Raw genomic sequence first — 16464 nt, 5'->3', positions numbered from 1 at the left:
GTTTGGTGGTTACGCGGTAGTAGTTGGTCTCGTATTAGACGGGTGGGATGTGCCCTATTTCACCGTGGAGCCGACGGTGGCAGTACCAGTCGATCCACCCGGCGGTGGCGAGTTCAACCTGGGAAAGCGTTCGCCAGGGCCGACCGGGCTTGATCAGCCCGGTCTTGAACAGACCGGTCGTGGACTCCATGAGGGCGTTGTCGTAGGCGTCACCGACCGAGCCGATCGGGGCCGCGATACCGGCGGCGTCCAGATGCCCGGCGAGCCGGAAACTCGTATATGGCGACCCGGCATCGGAGTGATGTATCAACTCGCCTGCCTGGTAGGGGTTTTCGTCGCGGTCGCGTTGCCGCAGAGCCATGTCCAGGGCGTCCAGGACGAGCGTGGTCTCCTTCGACGTGGCGGCGGCCCAGCCGACGGTCCGGCGGGAGAAGGTGTCCACGACGAAGGCGACGTATACCACTCCTGACCAGGTGCTGATGTGAGTGAAGTCGGCAACCCGGCAGCGGTTCGGGGCCGGCGCGACGAAGCTGCGGTCCAGCAGGTCCGGTGCCCGCTCGACGGAACTGTCCGGGATCGTGGTGATGATCTTCTTTCCGCGGACGGCACTGGTGACGCCGAGTTCTCGCATGAGGCGTCCGACGGTGCACCGGGCCACGGCGTGGCCTTGGCGGTGCAGCCCGCGCCAGACCTTCCTGGCCCCGCAGAAACGGTAGTTGACGTCGAAGATCTGCTGGATGAGTGGCTTCAGCCCGGCGTCGCGGACAGTGCGGGCGGACGGGGCCTGGAGACGCTTGCGGTGGGCGTAACAGGTGGAGGGGGCGATCTTGCATTCGTGCCCGGTGAGTACGCGGCAGACCGGCTCGACACCGCCGAAGCGGGCCCGGTGCTCGTCGATGAACGCTACGAGCGTGTGTGTGGCCGCTTGAGCCCGGCCGCGAAGAAAGACGCCGCCGCCTTCAAGATGCCGTTCGCCCGCTTCAGCTCGGCGATCTCCTTCTTCATCGCCTTGATCTGCGCGGACTCCTCCGTGGTCGTCCCCGGACGCTTCCCGGAGTCGATCTCATCGCGCTTCACCCGGTTCCGCAGGGTCTCGGCCGAACCGATACCCAGCTTCTGAGCGACCGCCCGCAGCGCGGCCGACTCGTTCGGACAGTCACCACGGACCTCGGCAACCATACGGACCGCTCGTTTGCGCAGCTCAACGGGATAGGAGGAGGGACCTGCCACGACTCAAACCTTTCACGGAATCGAGTCTCTACCGAACCCGTAACTATTCAGTCCCCGCAGCCGCGTCCCGGGGGGACGAGTCGCAGACAGCGCAGCGGGCCTGGAGCTGGTCCTGTCGTCGCGGGTGAACACGGTCAAGCGCACGTCGCTGCCGGCCGCCTCGTGCAGCAGGGGCAGGATGCCGCGCACCCGGTCCGCGACCCACGGCGCCCACAGCCAGACCGAGGGGCGGGCCTTGCGCATCTCGTCCTCGAAGGTGCTGAAGGATGTCGTCTCGTCGTCGATGCCCGTGACCTTGACATGCCGGGTCAGCACGTCGGCGAGGATGCGCCGAACTCGCCGAGTTTCCGCGCGTCCTCGTGGGGCGGGGTGATCAGGTGCCCAGCCCGCAGGCCGGACGCCGTGGGTGCCGACCTGCGCGGCCATCGGCCATGGGTACCGGGTTCTCGGTGGCGACATCGAGGTCCTGGCGTATCCGCCGGTGAGGACCAGCGGATATGGACGGAGGGTCGATCGCGCCTCCGCATATTGATGCGACGCGCGCGGCATATGTACGTGTGCGTCGTCAACGTGGTCTCGTACGCGCCATCTGGCACAGCGGCAAAACGCTCCGCTTGTTCGGTTTGGATCAATTCGGCCGTGACAGGAAATGCAGGGGCGTCCGCTGTGTGCTCAGCAAAGCGATGAATGTGCCACAGAGACGCCAGGAGTGGGCATAGTCTGCGGAATCACCGCAGACGAGCCGGGGCGGGCTCGTGGTGGGGGCGGAGGTGCCATGGGTGGGGACCCGTATGAGTCGGCTACAGACAGTCAGCGTGGGGGAACGGAGGTGCCCGATCCGTATGGGGAACGGGCGCTGCTGACGCCCGCCATGACGGCAGGGCACGACGCGGTGCCCGAGAAGGAGCGGGAGCGGCTGCGAAGTTACCTCCAGGCTGTCGTGACGGCCCGTCGGGCGCCTGTGCACACTGCGGTCGCCTTCAACGCCGCGTATTTCGGGTACGACCTCGGCGGCGAGGGGTACGGTGCGAGCCCCTTGCGCCCCGAGGGCTTTCCCGTGATCACCCTCGGTGAGTGCGCTCCGGTGCTGCCGGTCGGCGCGATGGTGTGCGTGACATCAGGATCGGATCCGCTCTTCGCGGAGATCGTTTACCGGGAGGGTGCTCACTTGGAGGCGAGCGCGCACGGTGACGTGCCGGCGTGGGTGTCAGGAGCGCCCGCGGGGGCCAAAGGGCCGGGCGAACCGGGGGAGGCGGCCGCGCCGAGACGCAGGGAACTGCTGGTGCCCGACCTCGACGCCTTCGGACCGGCCCTGCGTCTTTCGCCGGCCCAGCTCCACCGCTTGCGTACCCGTCAGCGATGGATCAACGCGGACGGACATCTGGTGGTCGACGTTCTGCTACCCCTCCCAGGAGGCCGCCCGGCGCGACGAACTGTCCGCGTACGCTGACCATTTGCTGAGCACCGCCCGGGATCAGCTACTCAGCCCGTTCGTCCCCGTCTCCCTCGTCGAACTGGTCGGCGGGACGCGTGACGAGGATCTGCGGGCAGGGCTGGCCGGCATCTTCGACACCATCCGGGGTGTCCTCGACTCCGGCGAACTGCTGCGCACATGGGGCCAGTACGCCATGACCAGGACCTCCCTGGCCGAGTGCTGGCGGGACACCGGCCCGCTGGGCGGCGACGACCTCAGATCCCTGGCGGCGGCGCTGGAGCACGCGGCCGTGCCGGTGAAACGGCGCTACATGCACACTTCCGCGCACCCCGTATACACCGCCGTCGGCCCGAGACTGCGCGCCTTCTCCGGGGCGGCGGATCTGCTCACCGGAACCGGATACGCTGCCGCGGTGTGCCGGGCGAACGTGGCGCTCGCCGATGTCGTCCAACGGGACAGCGAACAGGGCCTGTTTGCGAGCGGATCCCTGATCACCCTCGACGACGCCTTCGAAGGCGGAGGCATCTGGCGGTCCCACCACCCCAGTTCGCCGGAGCCCTTGGGGAACCCCCTCATACCGGCCGGACGCGGCTGGGCCTCGACCCTCCCCCCCGGAGACGGAGTCCGAGGCTGAGTTCGGCGTGGATCTGGAGCCGGTCGATCTGCCGCTCGCCGACGACACCTCTCTCGGCTCCGGTGAGCTTCTGCACAGCGACGGCACCGACGTCGTCTGGCGGGCGCCCCTGCGGCTGGCCCACCTTATCGATGGCTGGTTCCCCCTGCCCTCGGAGGCCGTACGCGACCTCTGTCGGTCCCACGACCGGTACCCGAATCTGCGTCTGGAACTGGGCCACCCGGGGCAGACGGTGAACGAGAAGGAGGCAGAACAGGACGTCACCGTGGACCTCGGCCACGAGGCGCCACGGCTGACCGGGATCCTTTGGCCGCTCGACTTCTTCCCCGGGGTGATGATCGAGGTCCACCGACGTTCTCGGCGGCGCCACAATCCGCATGACCACCAGGCTTCTCCCCGAGCGGGTGCTGATCGGCGACCGCGAGACCGGCAACTGCTACGACCCGCGTGTGCTCACCCGCGAAGACGTCCCGGGCAGCGACCGCCACGGAGACAGCGCGGCCGGACTCGGCCCACGGCAGTTGGTCATCCGCACCGTGCGGCGTTGTGGCCTGCTCACTCCCGACGGGCACGCCCTCATGGACCGTGCCGCGCTGCCGACGGCCGCCTACGGGCACCGTCCGGCCGGCGCACAGACCGCTTCCCTCGAGTCGGCGGTTGTGGAACTGTTTGAGGAGCGGGTGCTGGAACCAGCCCTCGGTAGTCGGGATGCCATGGGGCGCCCCCACCACCCGGCGCGCGACGGACAGCCGGTCATCGCGCTGATCGGCTACCGACCGCTGGAACGACGAGTGATACGCCCCTGGGGCGGTACGGCCGAGGGCGCTGCGCTGCTCGGCGTCCAATTTCGTTTCGTTCCCGGTCATCTTCGCCGCCTGCGCCCGGGGTGCTCTCCCAGCGAGGTCCAGCGCGCGGCCTTCCGCGACTACTGCCGCCGTCTCGGTAAGGCGGACGGTTGGGAACTGCCCTTCGGCTACACATTCGTCACCGAGCACACGCGCGGACACTGAGAGGTCCGCGCATCCCCGGTCGATCCCGGAGGTCCACACCGATTGTGCGACCTCGGTCGATCGCCCGAGCGCCACCCACCCGCACCGTCGGCCGAGCCCCGCCCGCGCCCCATAGACACCGCACCTGCCAGGGCGGGCCCGCATCTGTCAGGTCCAGTCCGCACACCGTTCAGAAGCACGAGGAAACGGAGTACCCCGTATGAGAGATCGCCACCACGTCGTTGCGGGGCCACCGTTGCCCCCGCAAGGCATCCCCGCCGAGGAACTCGAAGGTCTGGCCGAGGCGCTCAGGGCGTTGGCGTCGCCAGCTGTAGTCGCTGTGCAGGAACTCCCCGTCAGCGCGGTGGAGCTGGCGTTCAACTCTCTCCTGCCCAAGGAGCGCCAGCATCTGCTGGACGGCTTGGGCATCCGCATCGCGGCACCACGACGGGCGAGCAAGTCCCTGTGCCGGGATGTGCTCGGCAGGCTTCAGCGTGAGGCGCGGCAGCATGCGTGCACCTGCGCGGTCAAGACGCTCACGCACACCGTGATGAACCAGGTCAACCAGCACGCCTGTGCCCCCTCGGGGGACGCTGCGTCCGACCCGGTGTCCCGGTGGGGAGAGCCGCTGATCAGGGCCACGGTCTTCGTATGGTGCAACGCCTCGGTCGGCGGCGCCCACATTCTCGCCTGGGCCGCGGACCAGGACTGGTTCGCCGGGAACGCGGGCGAGGACGAGAAGGCACGCTTCGACAGGGTTGGCGAGCTGGCCAGGGAGATCGCGGCTGCCTACCCCACCTTCCGGCCCGGCGTGTCCGGAGAGGGGGGAACCACGCCCGAGGACACCGCGCACCGAGGGATGCCGCCAACGGCTGCGGACATCGTCGCCGCCGAGGCACCAGGAGCAGGCAAGGAGCCGGAGCCGGAGCCGGACGAGATTTGCCGAGAACTGGAGTCGGGCCTTGCCCTCGCCCGGCAGGCCGCTGAGAAGGTGATGGTCACGGTCGCGGACGGAAGCCCGCCGCAGCGCGAGGACCTGCTGCGGCTGACCGCGCTGAACGCCCTGTTCGACCGTGCGGAGGCGGTGTTCGACGCGGCCGGGATCAAAGGGTTCTCCCGCCGGCTGGAGGACATGGTCCGGGCCGCGGACGCGCACCGGGCGGCGAGCGAGCACGACGTTCTGGCGCGGGAGACCCTGCGGTCACTGCTGGATGTCGTATGTCGCCCCGGCAGTACTGCGGCCTCGGCCACCGAGGCCGCGCGGGAAGCAGCGCGGGGCCTGTTGAGGGAGCAGATGTGGGGTGAGGAACAGCGCGAGGAGAGCACGGCCCTCCTTGCGCTGGCGCGGATCGTCGGACTGGGGCGCCAGGCGGACGCGGCGGCGGAGATCCTCGCTCTTCAGGAACAGGTCGTACGGGTACTGCCTGCGTGTGCGATGGCCGCCGTCATGGTCACCGATCTGTCGTTCCCGCAGCCCGAGGCGTCTCTCCGCACGACGGCCGGGGCGGCAGCGAAGGCGGAGGCCGACGAGGCACAGGTTGGCGCGACGGACGAGGAACCTGCGCCGGGACTGCCTCCCGCATCGGCAGATCTGGCCCCGGTGGACGACGCCGCCACTCACCCCCGCAAGGCCACGTCCGACTCCGCCTCCATGAAGCGGACCGCCCCGCCCGCGGAGACAGTTCCCGAACCCTTCGGTCTCGTCGACCAGCAGCCCACGGCATCCGCGGACAGCACCCCGGCGACCACTCTCGACACCGTCTCCACGTCCATGCCCACCGGCGCGATCGCGAGTTCGAACGCGTCCACCGCGGCGTCCGCGAGCGTGGCCGCGGACATGCCCGGCGATCGCGTGCCCTCCCCTGGGACGGCCCACGCCGAGGAACCGTCCCGGCACGACGACGGTCCTTTCGCGGACGGAGAGCCGGATGAGGAGAGTGCCGAGCGGGTCCTCGCGCGCCTGATCGTTGAGCGGCGCTTCGGGCTCGCCCATCAAATGGCGCGCGCCGCGGGTCGTCCCGAGCCGCAGGCGGCGGCGCTCCGGCTGGCCGGTGCCGCCGCGCTGCTCAGTTCCGGCGACAACCGCGGCGCGCGGCTTACCACCAACCTTTTGGAGAGCTATGGGGGTTACGCGGGCCGCGACACCGAGGGCAGCGAACTCCTGTTATTGCCAGCCCTGTTGCGGATAGCGCTGATCACCGGAGACCATCTGGCGGGTGCTCAGCTCAAGGCGCTGGTACCCCGTCTGCCCGACCAGCTCGGCGGCGCGGCGACCGCGGTCGCCGACCGTGCGCTCAGCGGTGCCCTGATCGCGTCGCCGCTGGTGGTCATCGCCGATGACGCCGAACGCGATGCACGCCTTGCGGAGTTGCGTGACCACTGCAACACGCTGCTGGCGCCCCAGCGGCTGCGGTTCGCGCGGGCGACGGAGATCGCCAAGCGATGGCTGGCACCCGAGGGCGGGCTGCTCGGCTCGCTTCTGACGGCCGTCGCGCTGGACGACAGGGCCGCGATCCAGCACGTGCGGGAGCAGGCGGAACGCCTGTCGAAACTGGCCGAGGTCAACAGCGAGATCGACCGGATGGACCGTAAGTATCGCTCGTCGAGCGGCAAACCCCTTCAGGGGTCCGGACGGCAGGACCTGGTGCACCTCGTGGAGCGCGCCGTCGGCCCGGCCAAGGAGTGGTGTCTGGTGGTCGACGGCACCCGCCGGGGCGGCGACCGTTCCGACCGCAACCGTGCGGTGAAGGAAATCTCCTCCCTTCGGCAGTCGCTCCTGGACGGCAAGGACGGCGTACTGGGGGAACTGAAGCAGCTCGCCGGCCGCTCGGCAGGTCTCGCCGCCGCGAAGGCGTGGGCGGCCCGTGCCTCGATGGAGGAGCTGTACGCTCTGCTGACCGGGGACAACGCGACCATACGGACGGGCGGTCCGATCCCTGTCGAAGTCGTGCTGGACGCGGAACTGCTCAAGGTGTGCGACTCGGTGGAGGAGCGGCCGTCGTCGGCCTTGCTGCTCGCCGCGGTCGACCGAGGCTGGCCGGAAGCCGTCGCCGAGCGCCTGGACCACGATGCCTTCACTGCGGTCCGTTACATCGTGGAACTGGCCGGACGCGGGATGCTGCCCGCCGCCCAGGCCGGGGAGTTCCTGCCGCCGTCGCTCACCGAGGTCGAGGAGCGGGAGAGTGTCCGCCGTGTGGAGCTGCGCGGGCAGCACGACGAACTAGTGGCCGAACTGCATCGTGCGCAGGCGGACGGCGCTGTGACCGACGATCAGGATCTGCGCCTCCAGGAGCTGCTCGCGGATGCGGGGGAGCGGCTCGACAAGACTGAGGCGCTCGACCTGGTCGCCGTACGCCGTGGTCTCGACACGGTACGGAGCAGCCTCCCCGACTTTCGGCAGGAGGCGGCCGACCGAATCCGGGCCCGGCTCGATGTGCTGGACAGCAACGCAGACCAGCGGGCGCGGGTGCTGCGGTGCCTGGAGACCGACGACCTGGCAACCGCCGCCGACCTTGTCTACTTCCTGGAGATCGGTGAGGACGTCCCCGAGATCGAGAACGACGAGTCCCATCTGGCGGAGTTCTTCCCGGCGGTGCCCGACGGACTGCGTGGCGGCATCGACCGCGACCTGGTAGGCATCGTGCGGTCCTGCGGCACGCATCCCGCCGTTCCGGTGCTGGACTACAGTGCGCTGTCCACCGATGAGGCGGCCCTCGCGGCCGACGCCCTCGATGAGTGGCGGCTCATGGGCACCACCGAGCCGAAGGACAGGCTGCACGTGGCGCACACGCGGCGGGTGCCGCCGCTCCTCAAGCTGCTCGGCTACGACGCCAAGAGTGCGCGGCAGCTCGACGAGCGGTCCCAGCACCGGCGCGAGTACCGGCTCGTCGAGGCGACCGACGTGGTGATCAACGGCAGGGCCAAGGCACCGGCGTTCGGCTCCCAGATCCGCGAGCATGGCGGGAACCTGCGGGTGATGATGGTGTGGGGCCGGCCGCCCGCCAAGGTTGTAATGAGCTGGGCCGAGCGCGACACCAGTGGAACAAGCCTGGTCGTGCTCTACTTCGGCACCCTCGGCCGGGAGGCGCGCATCGAGTTGGCTGTGGGCTCGGGGCGGCTGTCCCAACCGCTGCTGGTCGTGGACGACGCCGCACTCGCCTACCTCGCGGCGCACGGCAATCGCCAGGTCAGCATCGCCACCCAGACCTTGCTGCCGTTCTCCGGCGTCAACCCGTACATCAGGGAGAAGCGGGGCCGGATCGGCGGCGAGATGTTCTACGGCCGGGACGCCGAACGCAAGAGCATCCTTGACCCGCGCGGCACCCAGGTCATCTTCGGCGGCCGGGGCCTCGGCAAGTCGGCGCTGCTCGCCGACGCCGGGGACAAGTTCATGGAGCAGTACCCCGATTACCACCTGTCGGTGTACGTGAACCTTGACCAGGAGAACATCGGCAAGGGCAGCTCGCTGGGCCCGGAGACGCTGTGGAGCGTCCTGGACCGCAAACTGACCGAGGCGCAGGTGCTCGGCCCTCCCCAGGGGCGTAAGCCCGTGAAGGACATCTCCGAGCGGGTGCGCGCGGGGATCCAGGCATGGACCGACGGTGACTCACGTCGGCGGCTGCTTGTCCTGCTCGACGAATGCGACCAGTTCTTCGAGGCGGACGCTCCCCGGTTCAACCAGACCAAGAAGCTCAAGGGGCTGGGGGATGACACCAAGGACAGGGCCAAGGTCGTCTTCGCCGGCCTGCACTCCGTGCAGCGGTTCTCCAAGATGGCGAGCAACGGACCGTTCGGCCATCTCGCGCAGACCCCCAAGGTGATCGGTCCGCTCGCTCCGCAGTTCGCCGCCGAGCTGCTGGTCGAACCGATGCGGGCCCTCGGCTTCGAGTTCCTCGACCTGGACCTGGTCAACCGGGTGCTCGGATACTGCTCCTACCAGCCGTTCCTGCTTCAGATGTTCGGGCACCGGCTGGTGGAGGTGATGCACCGCAAGCGGGCACGGCGTGGGCCCAGCGGACCGGCTGGGCCGTTGTACAAGGTCGAACTGGCGGACATCGAGGTCGTGGAGTCGGACACCGGGTTGCGGGACAGCATCTCGGCCGCCTTCAAGGACACGCTGAGCCTCGACCACCGCTACGACGTGATCGCCAACGTGCTGGCCTATCACGCCCGGCACCGCGGCCTGGAGGTGCGGCTGAGCGACACCGAACTGCGTGAGGAGTGCGAGACCTACTGGCGCAAGGGCTTCGAACGGCTCGACACCGAGGGTTTCCGCGCCTACCTCTCCGAGATGGTCGGCCTGGGCATCCTCGCCCCCAACCACGACGGTCTCGGCTGGCACCTGCGAGGTCCCAGCGCCCTGCGGATGATCGGCAGCTCCCACGAGGTGGAGGCCCGACTGCTCAGGGCCGAAGAGGACTGCGAACTCCAGGAGAGCATCGTGCTGGAGGGCCGTCCCGAGCTGCCGGACGGCCGCCCCGCCCCGCTTACCATCACCCAGCTCGACGACCTGCTCGGGGAGCGGTCCAACCAGGCGCGGGTCGTCCTGGGCAGCGCCGCGACGGGTGTCACCGACGTCGGCGACACCCTGCGCAGGGTCGCAGGACGCATCGCCGACTGGAAGCTGCCGGCCGTCGGCAACGGACGCGTGTACCGGCAGGAACTCACGGGCGGAACGCCGCGGGAACGGAGGGTCGTCATCAGCGACTTCGCCAACTATCCGGCCCGTCCAGAGGCGTGCCGGGAGGCCGTCGACCAGGCGGAGACGCTACTGCCCGGCACGCCCGGCGTGACTCGAGCGGTCGTCCTCGTCACCAATGTCGACCAACTGGGCCTGTGGCGAACGCTGTTGACCGGCGCTGAGCACACCTCTGCGGCCCCGGTCGTGCTGCGCCGCCACGATCGCCGCAGTCTGCGGGGCTGGGCTCAGCGCGTCGAGATGTTTCACACCGAGGACCGTCTGGACCGACTCCACGAGCGGACCGGAGGCTGGCCGCTCCTGGTCGACCGGGCGCACCGGCTGCACGGCGAACTGGGCGACGCCGACGAGGTGCTCCGCCAACTCGCCGACATCCGCATGGACCGGGCGGACGCCCGCGCCTTCACCGAGGCGACCGGGGTCCATGCGGACCCCGTGCTCGCCGCCGGTTGTCAGGCGCTCGCCGCCGAGTTCAAGGAGGACCGGTTCGACCAGGTGAGCGCGGTGACCGCTGTGGCACTCGCGGTGGTGGGGCTGGAGGACGAGGAGGAGGCTCGATGGATCGTCTCCTGCCTCGACGCCCTTCAGGTCTTCGATCGGGAGGACGGACAGCTTCGACTGGAACCGCTCCTGCGGGAGTGCATCACACTCCACGCATGAGGCCGTGACCGCGGCCGAGCCGCGTCCGGCCCGGGGCGGAGGAGGAGCAGAGCAACAGAGGAGCAGGGCCCGGAGGGACAAGGCAGAGGCCCGAGCGGACGGGGCCGGGGCCGGAGAGGCACGATCCCGCCGCAGCCCCTGAGCTGTTCGGTTTGATCACCTGGTGTCCGGCCCGGACCAGTTTTGGGGATCCACGTGAGGAGAGGGGCAGCGGCGCACCCTTGGTAGGGTGCGCCGATGTCCACGATCAAGCAGTTCCAAGTGACCTTCGACTGCGCGGAACCTGCGCGCCTCGCCGCTTTCTGGTGTGAGGTGCTGGGGTACGTCGTACCGACGGTCCCGGAGGGCTTTGCCACGTGGGAGGAGTACCACCGCTCGCTGCCGCCCGAGGAGCAGGTGATCTACTTCGCGTGCACTGATCCCTCGGGTTTGGGGCCGCGTCTGCTCTTCCAGCGGGTTCCCGAAGGCAAGGTGGTCAAGAACCGGCTGCATCTCGATGTGCGGGCCGGTATCGGGCTCGTGGGTGAGGAGCGCCTTGCCGCACTTGAGGCCGAGTGCGCACGTCTGGTCGCGCTCGGCGCGGTACATGTGCGAACGATGCGTGCCGACGGCGAGAACGAGTCCTGCATTGTGATGCAGGACGTTGAGGGCAACGAGTTCTGCCTCGACTGAGTCTCCTCCGAGACTGCGAGGCGGCCATCTCCGGTGGGCCTCGCAGGTTCCGCATGCGGCGCGGTCATCCCGTGAGAGCGAGGTTGCGCGGGCGGGCGGGTAGCCGTCGTCGGCGATGGTCATCGTGTTGCCTACGGCGGCTTTGGCGCCGGACTCCGCCCAGGCCCGGCGGTCGTTGCGATGGCCCGGCAGTGGCCGGCCGACCACCACCCTGGCAGGCCTCCGCCGATGTTCTCGGTCACTTGGTCCACGGCCGACTTCGATACCCCTGACACCGGGGTCAGTTGCCCCATTGTCAAGTTCGCAGCGACAGCCTCCACGCCGCCCCCGGGGCCAGGGTGTCGGTTGACGAGCGGGACCAGTCTGCCGCGGACTCGGCCCTGTTCGCGATGTCGGCGAGGGTGCGAGCGCGTTCGGTCATGCCGTCGCCGTAGGTGGCGGGCTCCGCGCCGAGCAGGCGGAGGTAGTTCTGGTTGGCGGCGCCGATGACACGGGCGCCGCGGGCGACGGCCAGTTGGGTGGCCGTGCTGCCGACGCCTCCGGAGGCGCCGTTGATGAACAGCGACATGCCTCCGGTGACGCCGAGTTGATCGAGGGCCCGGGTGGCGGTCTCCAGCGCGGCGGGCAGCCCCGCGGCGTCGATGAATCCGAGGGCGCCGGGGATGGGCGCCCGGAAGGTGAGCAGTGCCGGCTCGGCCGCGCCTGCGGCGTTGTCGCAGACTCCGAAGACGCGGTCTGCGACGCCTGCGTCGGTCACGCCTTCGCCGATCTCGTCGGCCACGCGGGCGACGTTGGTTTCGAGGTGGAGGGACCGCCGCGGAACAGGAGTGCGGTCAGGGCGCCGCAGGCCATGAACACCCCCGGCCGAGGTCCAGAACACTCCTCCGGCCGATGCGGGACTTGGCAGCACCTCCGACGGAGGAACTGCCGGTGGGGGTGCCCACGGCGTCGACGTGAATTCAGCCTGGGGCGCAGCCCTCGTCCTCCTGCTCGGAGCACTCGTAGGCGCCGCCCTCACCCCGCGTCCTCGGTCGGCTGACTCCGTGTCGCGCGGTAGCTGTGCCAAAGGGCCCGGCCGTCGCCGAAGAACGGCATCAGAAACACGATGTGCGCGAGGTACCACCAGGCCAGGGGCCGGTCGAGGCCGGGGAGCCACAGGAAGGCGCCCACCGCGACGCAGGCAGTCGGCCCGGCCAGGGCCACCACGGCCGTCTGACGTGCGGTCATGGTCCCTTCCGGGATCACCGAGGTGCGCCACGCCGTCCGCTCGATCGTGATGTGAGTGACCGTACGGATCCGTTTGAGGACGAGGGCGTGTGCCGACTCGTGCAGGGCGAACGGGACCACGAGGCCCAGGGTGGCCGGCTTGACCAGCAGTACCCACGCCATCTCGGCCGGTACCCCGTCACCGGAGCGCGCCATCCAGACCAGCGCCGTGGCCAGGAGGACACCGGCGAACGCCAGCAGTGGCCACACCTGGGCGGCCACCGCCCAGCCAACGGTGCGGATCTTCAGGTCAGTTGCCGGGCATCTGGCTGAGGAGCTGTTCACGGCGCTGCTTCAACCCCCGGTAGATGATCTGGATCATCGTCAGGACGACGGTGAGTACGAGGAACAGGAGGACGATCGGGATCGGGTTGTCGATGCCGAGGGTGATGCCCGTTGCCCCGTTGTCCTTCTCCACCGTCTCGAAGACCATCGACCCGAAGAACGCCTTCCGTTCACCGAACTCGTCACTGCCCGTTGAGAACATGAGGGCGAGCAGGGTCGCCGCCACCGTGACCAGCGTGAGCAGCGCGGCCCCGATGGCGGCCTTCACGACCGACCGTGCCTTGAGCATTCCTTCTCCTCGACTCGCTTGTGTGAATTCCTTGTACCGCGTACCAGACGAACGCGACGGCCGCTGCGGCAAGGCAGGCCACCACCGCCCAGGGCGGGAGACTGAGCATGCCGAGCCCGATCACCGACAGGCCCAGGACGACGACGACCACGGACAGCCCCAGGAAAACGGAGAACGGATTGTCCTTCTCCGCCGGGAACACGATGCTGATGCAGGTGGTCATGATCGAGCCGCCCAGACAGGACGCCAGCGCCACCGCGCTGGACAGAAGCCGGTCCGGGTGGATCGCCGTCGTGATCGCGAGCGCGGGCACGGCGAACACCGAGAGCAGGACCGACTGCGCCCTGATGAGCCGTCCGTAGACCGCCCAGGCCGACGCCCGAGCGCCGGGCAGCATCCGCAACGGCTGGGTGGCGGTGAACTGATAGAGGCCGCCGAAGGACAGGGCCGCGAGGCCCCACATGGGGTTCATCGACGGCTTGGCCAGCAGCAGATAGACGAACACCGCGACCGCCATCGCGGCGGCGGCGACGGTCTGCGCGCTGCGCAGCAGACACCAGTCGTAAGGTCCCAGAACGCCTCGCAGCCGCACACTTCCGGGGAGTTTCAGGTAACGGGACTGGCGTACGTGCTGGTTCGGGGCGAGCGCGAAGGCCAGGGCCATGAGTACGGCCGACAACGCCACCACGGCGGCCAGGGTCAGCCAGGGCCCGTGCTCGTTCCACGCCCAGGACACCGACGTGACCCACGTGTACTCGGTCCGCCTGCTCAGATACGCCCCGGAGATGTCCTGGATCATCCGTGTCATCCGCGCGGAGTAGTAGGCCAGCACGGCGAACAGGACGAGCACGTTGAGGATGCCCGCCATCCGGCTGAGCCCCATCAGCATCCACATCCGGGTCAGCATCTGGTACAGAACGGACAGCACCAGATAGGTGAGGGCGACCGGCAGGACGACCGATGCCGTGATGTATCCGGTCGCGGACGGGCCGAGGAGGATCAGCGCGCTGACACAGAGGGAGACCAGGCCGGCGGCGGCCACGACGGCGGTCATCGCCGCCTCGTACATGAGGAACGCCGCCGAGCGTTCCCGGTTGGTGACCGGTAGCTGGTAGCTGAGCTGGAGCATCCCCTCGGCGTTGATGAACAACACCTTCACCAGCAGGAACGCGATCTGCACCCACAGCAGGAGGGACACCGTCGAGGTGTTGAACATCAGCCGCCACACCGCGGCCTCGTCGGCCAGGGGGCGCAGGAAGAAGTAGGCGGCGGTGCACATGACGCCCACGAGCAGAACGGCCGCCACCATGACGAACACTCTGACCGGGGCGGACTTCAGGACTCCGGCCCGCAGTACCCGGCGGCGGAAGAAGACGAGGAGCATCCGGGCCAGGACGGCGGACTGCTTCAGCCGTACCGCCGTCATCGCTCGGACGTTTCGAGGTAGTCGAACACCATGGCCGCCAGCGAACCGTGTTCTTCGACCAGATCCTTCGTCGGCTCGTCGTACACCACGTGGCCCAGGTCGAGGAGGAGGGTCCGGTCGGCCAGGCGTTCCAGCACGGCGAAGTCGTGCGTACACAGAAGGATCGAGCGGCCCGCGTCGCGGACCCGCCGGAACTCCTTCTCGGCGAGGTGCAGCGCTTCGAGGTCGATGCCGTTGAGGGTTTCGTCGATGACGGTGAGCGGCCGGCGCATGACGAGCGCGGACACCAACTGCGTCTTCTTGCGCATGCCGTGCGAGTAGTCCTCGATGAGATCGTCGTAGCGGCCCTCCATGGAGAACCTGCGGAACAGGCCGGCGGCCTCATCGTGGTCGACATCGAGGTCGAACAGTTTGCCCATCATGGTGATGTACTCGCGGGCGGTGAGGAACTCGGGCAGATAGTCGTTGCTGGACAGATACATGCCCAACTGCTTGGCCTCGGGCCGGGCGTGCTCATGGCCGCCGATACGGATGGCCCCGGACTGAAGGCGTACGAGGTCGAAGATGTTCCTGATCAGTGTGGACTTGCCGGAGCCGTTGGGGCCGACGAGGCCGACGATCGTGCCTTCCTCGACTGTGAAGGACACATCCAGGAGTACGTTGACGACACCGTCGTACGAGTAGGTGACGTTGTTGACATTCAGGAGAGACACTGTCGCGTTGATCCTTTACCGAGTCCGTCACAAACCAGGGCGGTGCCCAGGAAGCCCGGTACTTCCGGGGAGCTTCCTGGGCACCTGGCGCACACAGCCGTCAGGCGGCTACACGCATTCGGCGCTGACCTTCAGGCCGAAGTTCTTGAAGGACCAGCTGCCGCTGAACTTCTTGCCCTGCTTCACCACACACCACACGACCAGGCCGGCGAAGATGGTGGCGCCCAGGCCGAGGATGACAGCGGTGAAGATCAGGAACCAGGCGTCGTAGCGGACGAGTCCCTTGTCGACCTTCGCTCTGATCGACGCGATGGCACGGGCGGGCGCCGTGGTCGCGGCCACGTATGCGCCGATCGACGCGTTCGTGTAGGCACTGACGGCCTTCGCCTGTACCGATTCGTCGGCGGATACGGGTCCTCGTACCAGAGTTGACGCAGACACAGTTGTTCTCCCCTGTGGTCGATGTTGACTCCGTGAAGGTGTCATGGACCTGACGAGAGGACTAGTGTCCTGAAGGGCACCCCGCTGAGCACTTCCTGAGTATCGCGATGACGGCCGCTTCCGTCCGCGACGTGATCTCCAGCTTGTTGAAGACGCTGGTGACGTGCTTCTTCACGGTCCGTTCCGTGATGCTGAGACGGTCCGCTATCACCGTGTTCGGCTGGCAGTCACCCAGCGCGGCGAGAACCTCGCGCTCGCGCGCCGTCAGAACGGACAGGTCTACGTCACGTACCCATGACGGCATGTCGAACCCTCTGCGGCAGGCGCGAGCCTCTTCCTGATCATTACTTCTGTCCGATGACAGCCTCAATGTCGATCCCCCGTGACGATGGTCATTCGCCCGTTCCTCCGACTGCACATGACCCGGGCGGTTTGGTCAGAACCGCTGGCTAGTCGCAGCGGTCACTGTAGGCGCGGCGTGAACAGCGGAGCAAGGGAACGATGTTGGGCCGGTGTCAACGCGGCTGGGCAGGTTCGGCCCGACGGAACCACAGAGGGACTGCATGCGGGTGAGTCAATCATGCGGAGTCCCCGTGGAGCGGAATGGCTGAGAGCCGTGTTGAGTGTGCGGCCGGTGGCCGAAACGCGATGGGTCCATGGCTGCGGCTCGCGACCGTCCGGGCGAGCCGCGGCGATGGCCCCAACTCGCCGTCGTAGCCCGGGAGT

The 16464-nt window shown here is 68.5% G+C and carries 13 protein-coding genes and 2 pseudogenes; 5 read left to right on the top strand and 10 right to left on the bottom strand.

Features of this window, described 5'->3' with window-relative positions:
- Nucleotides 1-34 precede the first annotated feature (34 nt).
- Nucleotides 35-1179 (bottom strand): IS3 family transposase gene (locus AC4IHM_RS07365; protein ID WP_490866284.1). Its coding sequence is split into 2 segments (ribosomal slippage): nucleotides 35-918 and nucleotides 918-1179, totalling 1146 coding nucleotides; the frame shifts between segments, so codons are not numbered across the junction.
- Between the two features lie 63 nt (nucleotides 1180-1242).
- On the bottom strand, nucleotides 1243-1656 hold the full coding sequence (locus tag AC4IHM_RS07360) for a hypothetical protein (RefSeq protein ID WP_490866283.1): 414 nt from the start codon (nucleotides 1654-1656) through the stop codon (nucleotides 1243-1245).
- A gap of 403 nt (nucleotides 1657-2059) precedes the next feature.
- On the opposite strand from AC4IHM_RS07360, the gene AC4IHM_RS07355 reads away from it, so the two are divergent.
- The 5 genes from AC4IHM_RS07355 to AC4IHM_RS07335 all read left to right on the top strand — a co-directional run bounded on the left by AC4IHM_RS07355 (nucleotide 2060) and on the right by AC4IHM_RS07335 (nucleotide 11318).
- Nucleotides 2060-2680: a hypothetical protein gene (locus AC4IHM_RS07355; RefSeq protein WP_490866282.1), complete on the top strand. Its 621-nt coding sequence runs from the start codon at nucleotides 2060-2062 to the stop codon at nucleotides 2678-2680.
- 4 nt (nucleotides 2681-2684) lie between these two features.
- Nucleotides 2685-3299 carry a hypothetical protein gene (locus tag AC4IHM_RS07350; protein WP_490866281.1) on the top strand — a complete coding sequence of 205 codons (615 nt, stop codon included), beginning with the start codon at nucleotides 2685-2687 and terminating at the stop codon, nucleotides 3297-3299.
- A 377-nt stretch (nucleotides 3300-3676) separates the two neighbouring features.
- Nucleotides 3677-4309, top strand: a complete 633-nt coding sequence (locus AC4IHM_RS07345; protein WP_490866280.1) for a hypothetical protein — start codon at nucleotides 3677-3679, stop codon at nucleotides 4307-4309.
- 319 nt (nucleotides 4310-4628) lie between these two features.
- Nucleotides 4629-10646 carry a hypothetical protein gene (locus tag AC4IHM_RS07340; protein WP_490866279.1) on the top strand — a complete coding sequence of 2006 codons (6018 nt, stop codon included), beginning with the start codon at nucleotides 4629-4631 and terminating at the stop codon, nucleotides 10644-10646.
- Between the two features lie 237 nt (nucleotides 10647-10883).
- Nucleotides 10884-11318, top strand: coding sequence for a VOC family protein (locus tag AC4IHM_RS07335; RefSeq protein WP_490866278.1), 435 nt, complete (start codon nucleotides 10884-10886; stop codon nucleotides 11316-11318).
- A gap of 96 nt (nucleotides 11319-11414) precedes the next feature.
- On the opposite strand, the pseudogene AC4IHM_RS07330 reads toward AC4IHM_RS07335, so the two are convergent.
- From AC4IHM_RS07330 to AC4IHM_RS07295, 8 genes and pseudogenes are all read right to left on the bottom strand, one after another.
- Nucleotides 11415-11528: pseudogene (locus AC4IHM_RS07330) on the bottom strand (IS5/IS1182 family transposase); the annotation flags it as partial.
- A 184-nt stretch (nucleotides 11529-11712) separates the two neighbouring features.
- Nucleotides 11713-12105 (bottom strand): annotated as a pseudogene (locus AC4IHM_RS07325) (MDR/zinc-dependent alcohol dehydrogenase-like family protein); the annotation flags it as partial.
- Between the two features lie 227 nt (nucleotides 12106-12332).
- Nucleotides 12333-12806: a hypothetical protein gene (locus AC4IHM_RS07320; RefSeq protein ID WP_490866277.1), complete on the bottom strand. Its 474-nt coding sequence runs from the start codon at nucleotides 12804-12806 to the stop codon at nucleotides 12333-12335.
- 28 nt (nucleotides 12807-12834) lie between these two features.
- Nucleotides 12835-13071, bottom strand: coding sequence for a hypothetical protein (locus AC4IHM_RS07315; protein ID WP_490866276.1), 237 nt, complete (start codon nucleotides 13069-13071; stop codon nucleotides 12835-12837).
- Nucleotides 13052-14584, bottom strand: a complete 1533-nt coding sequence (locus AC4IHM_RS07310; protein WP_490866275.1) for a hypothetical protein — start codon at nucleotides 14582-14584, stop codon at nucleotides 13052-13054. The genes AC4IHM_RS07315 and AC4IHM_RS07310 overlap by 20 nt, the downstream gene beginning before the upstream one ends.
- Entirely contained in the window at nucleotides 14581-15297 is a 717-nt protein-coding gene (locus tag AC4IHM_RS07305) for an ATP-binding cassette domain-containing protein (RefSeq protein ID WP_490866274.1), read from the bottom strand. Before AC4IHM_RS07305 ends, AC4IHM_RS07310 begins: the two co-directional genes overlap by 4 nt.
- A 108-nt stretch (nucleotides 15298-15405) precedes the next feature.
- Nucleotides 15406-15639, bottom strand: a complete 234-nt coding sequence (locus AC4IHM_RS07300) for a hypothetical protein (protein ID WP_490866273.1) — start codon at nucleotides 15637-15639, stop codon at nucleotides 15406-15408.
- 160 nt (nucleotides 15640-15799) lie between these two features.
- Nucleotides 15800-16042 carry a helix-turn-helix domain-containing protein gene (locus AC4IHM_RS07295; RefSeq protein ID WP_490866272.1) on the bottom strand — a complete coding sequence of 81 codons (243 nt, stop codon included), beginning with the start codon at nucleotides 16040-16042 and terminating at the stop codon, nucleotides 15800-15802.
- Nucleotides 16043-16464 lie beyond the last annotated feature (422 nt).

This window comes from Streptomyces sp. SL06 (assembly GCF_058244745.1).
Note: the sequence above shows the minus strand (reverse complement) of the source record. Positions and strands in the feature narration are given on the sequence as shown.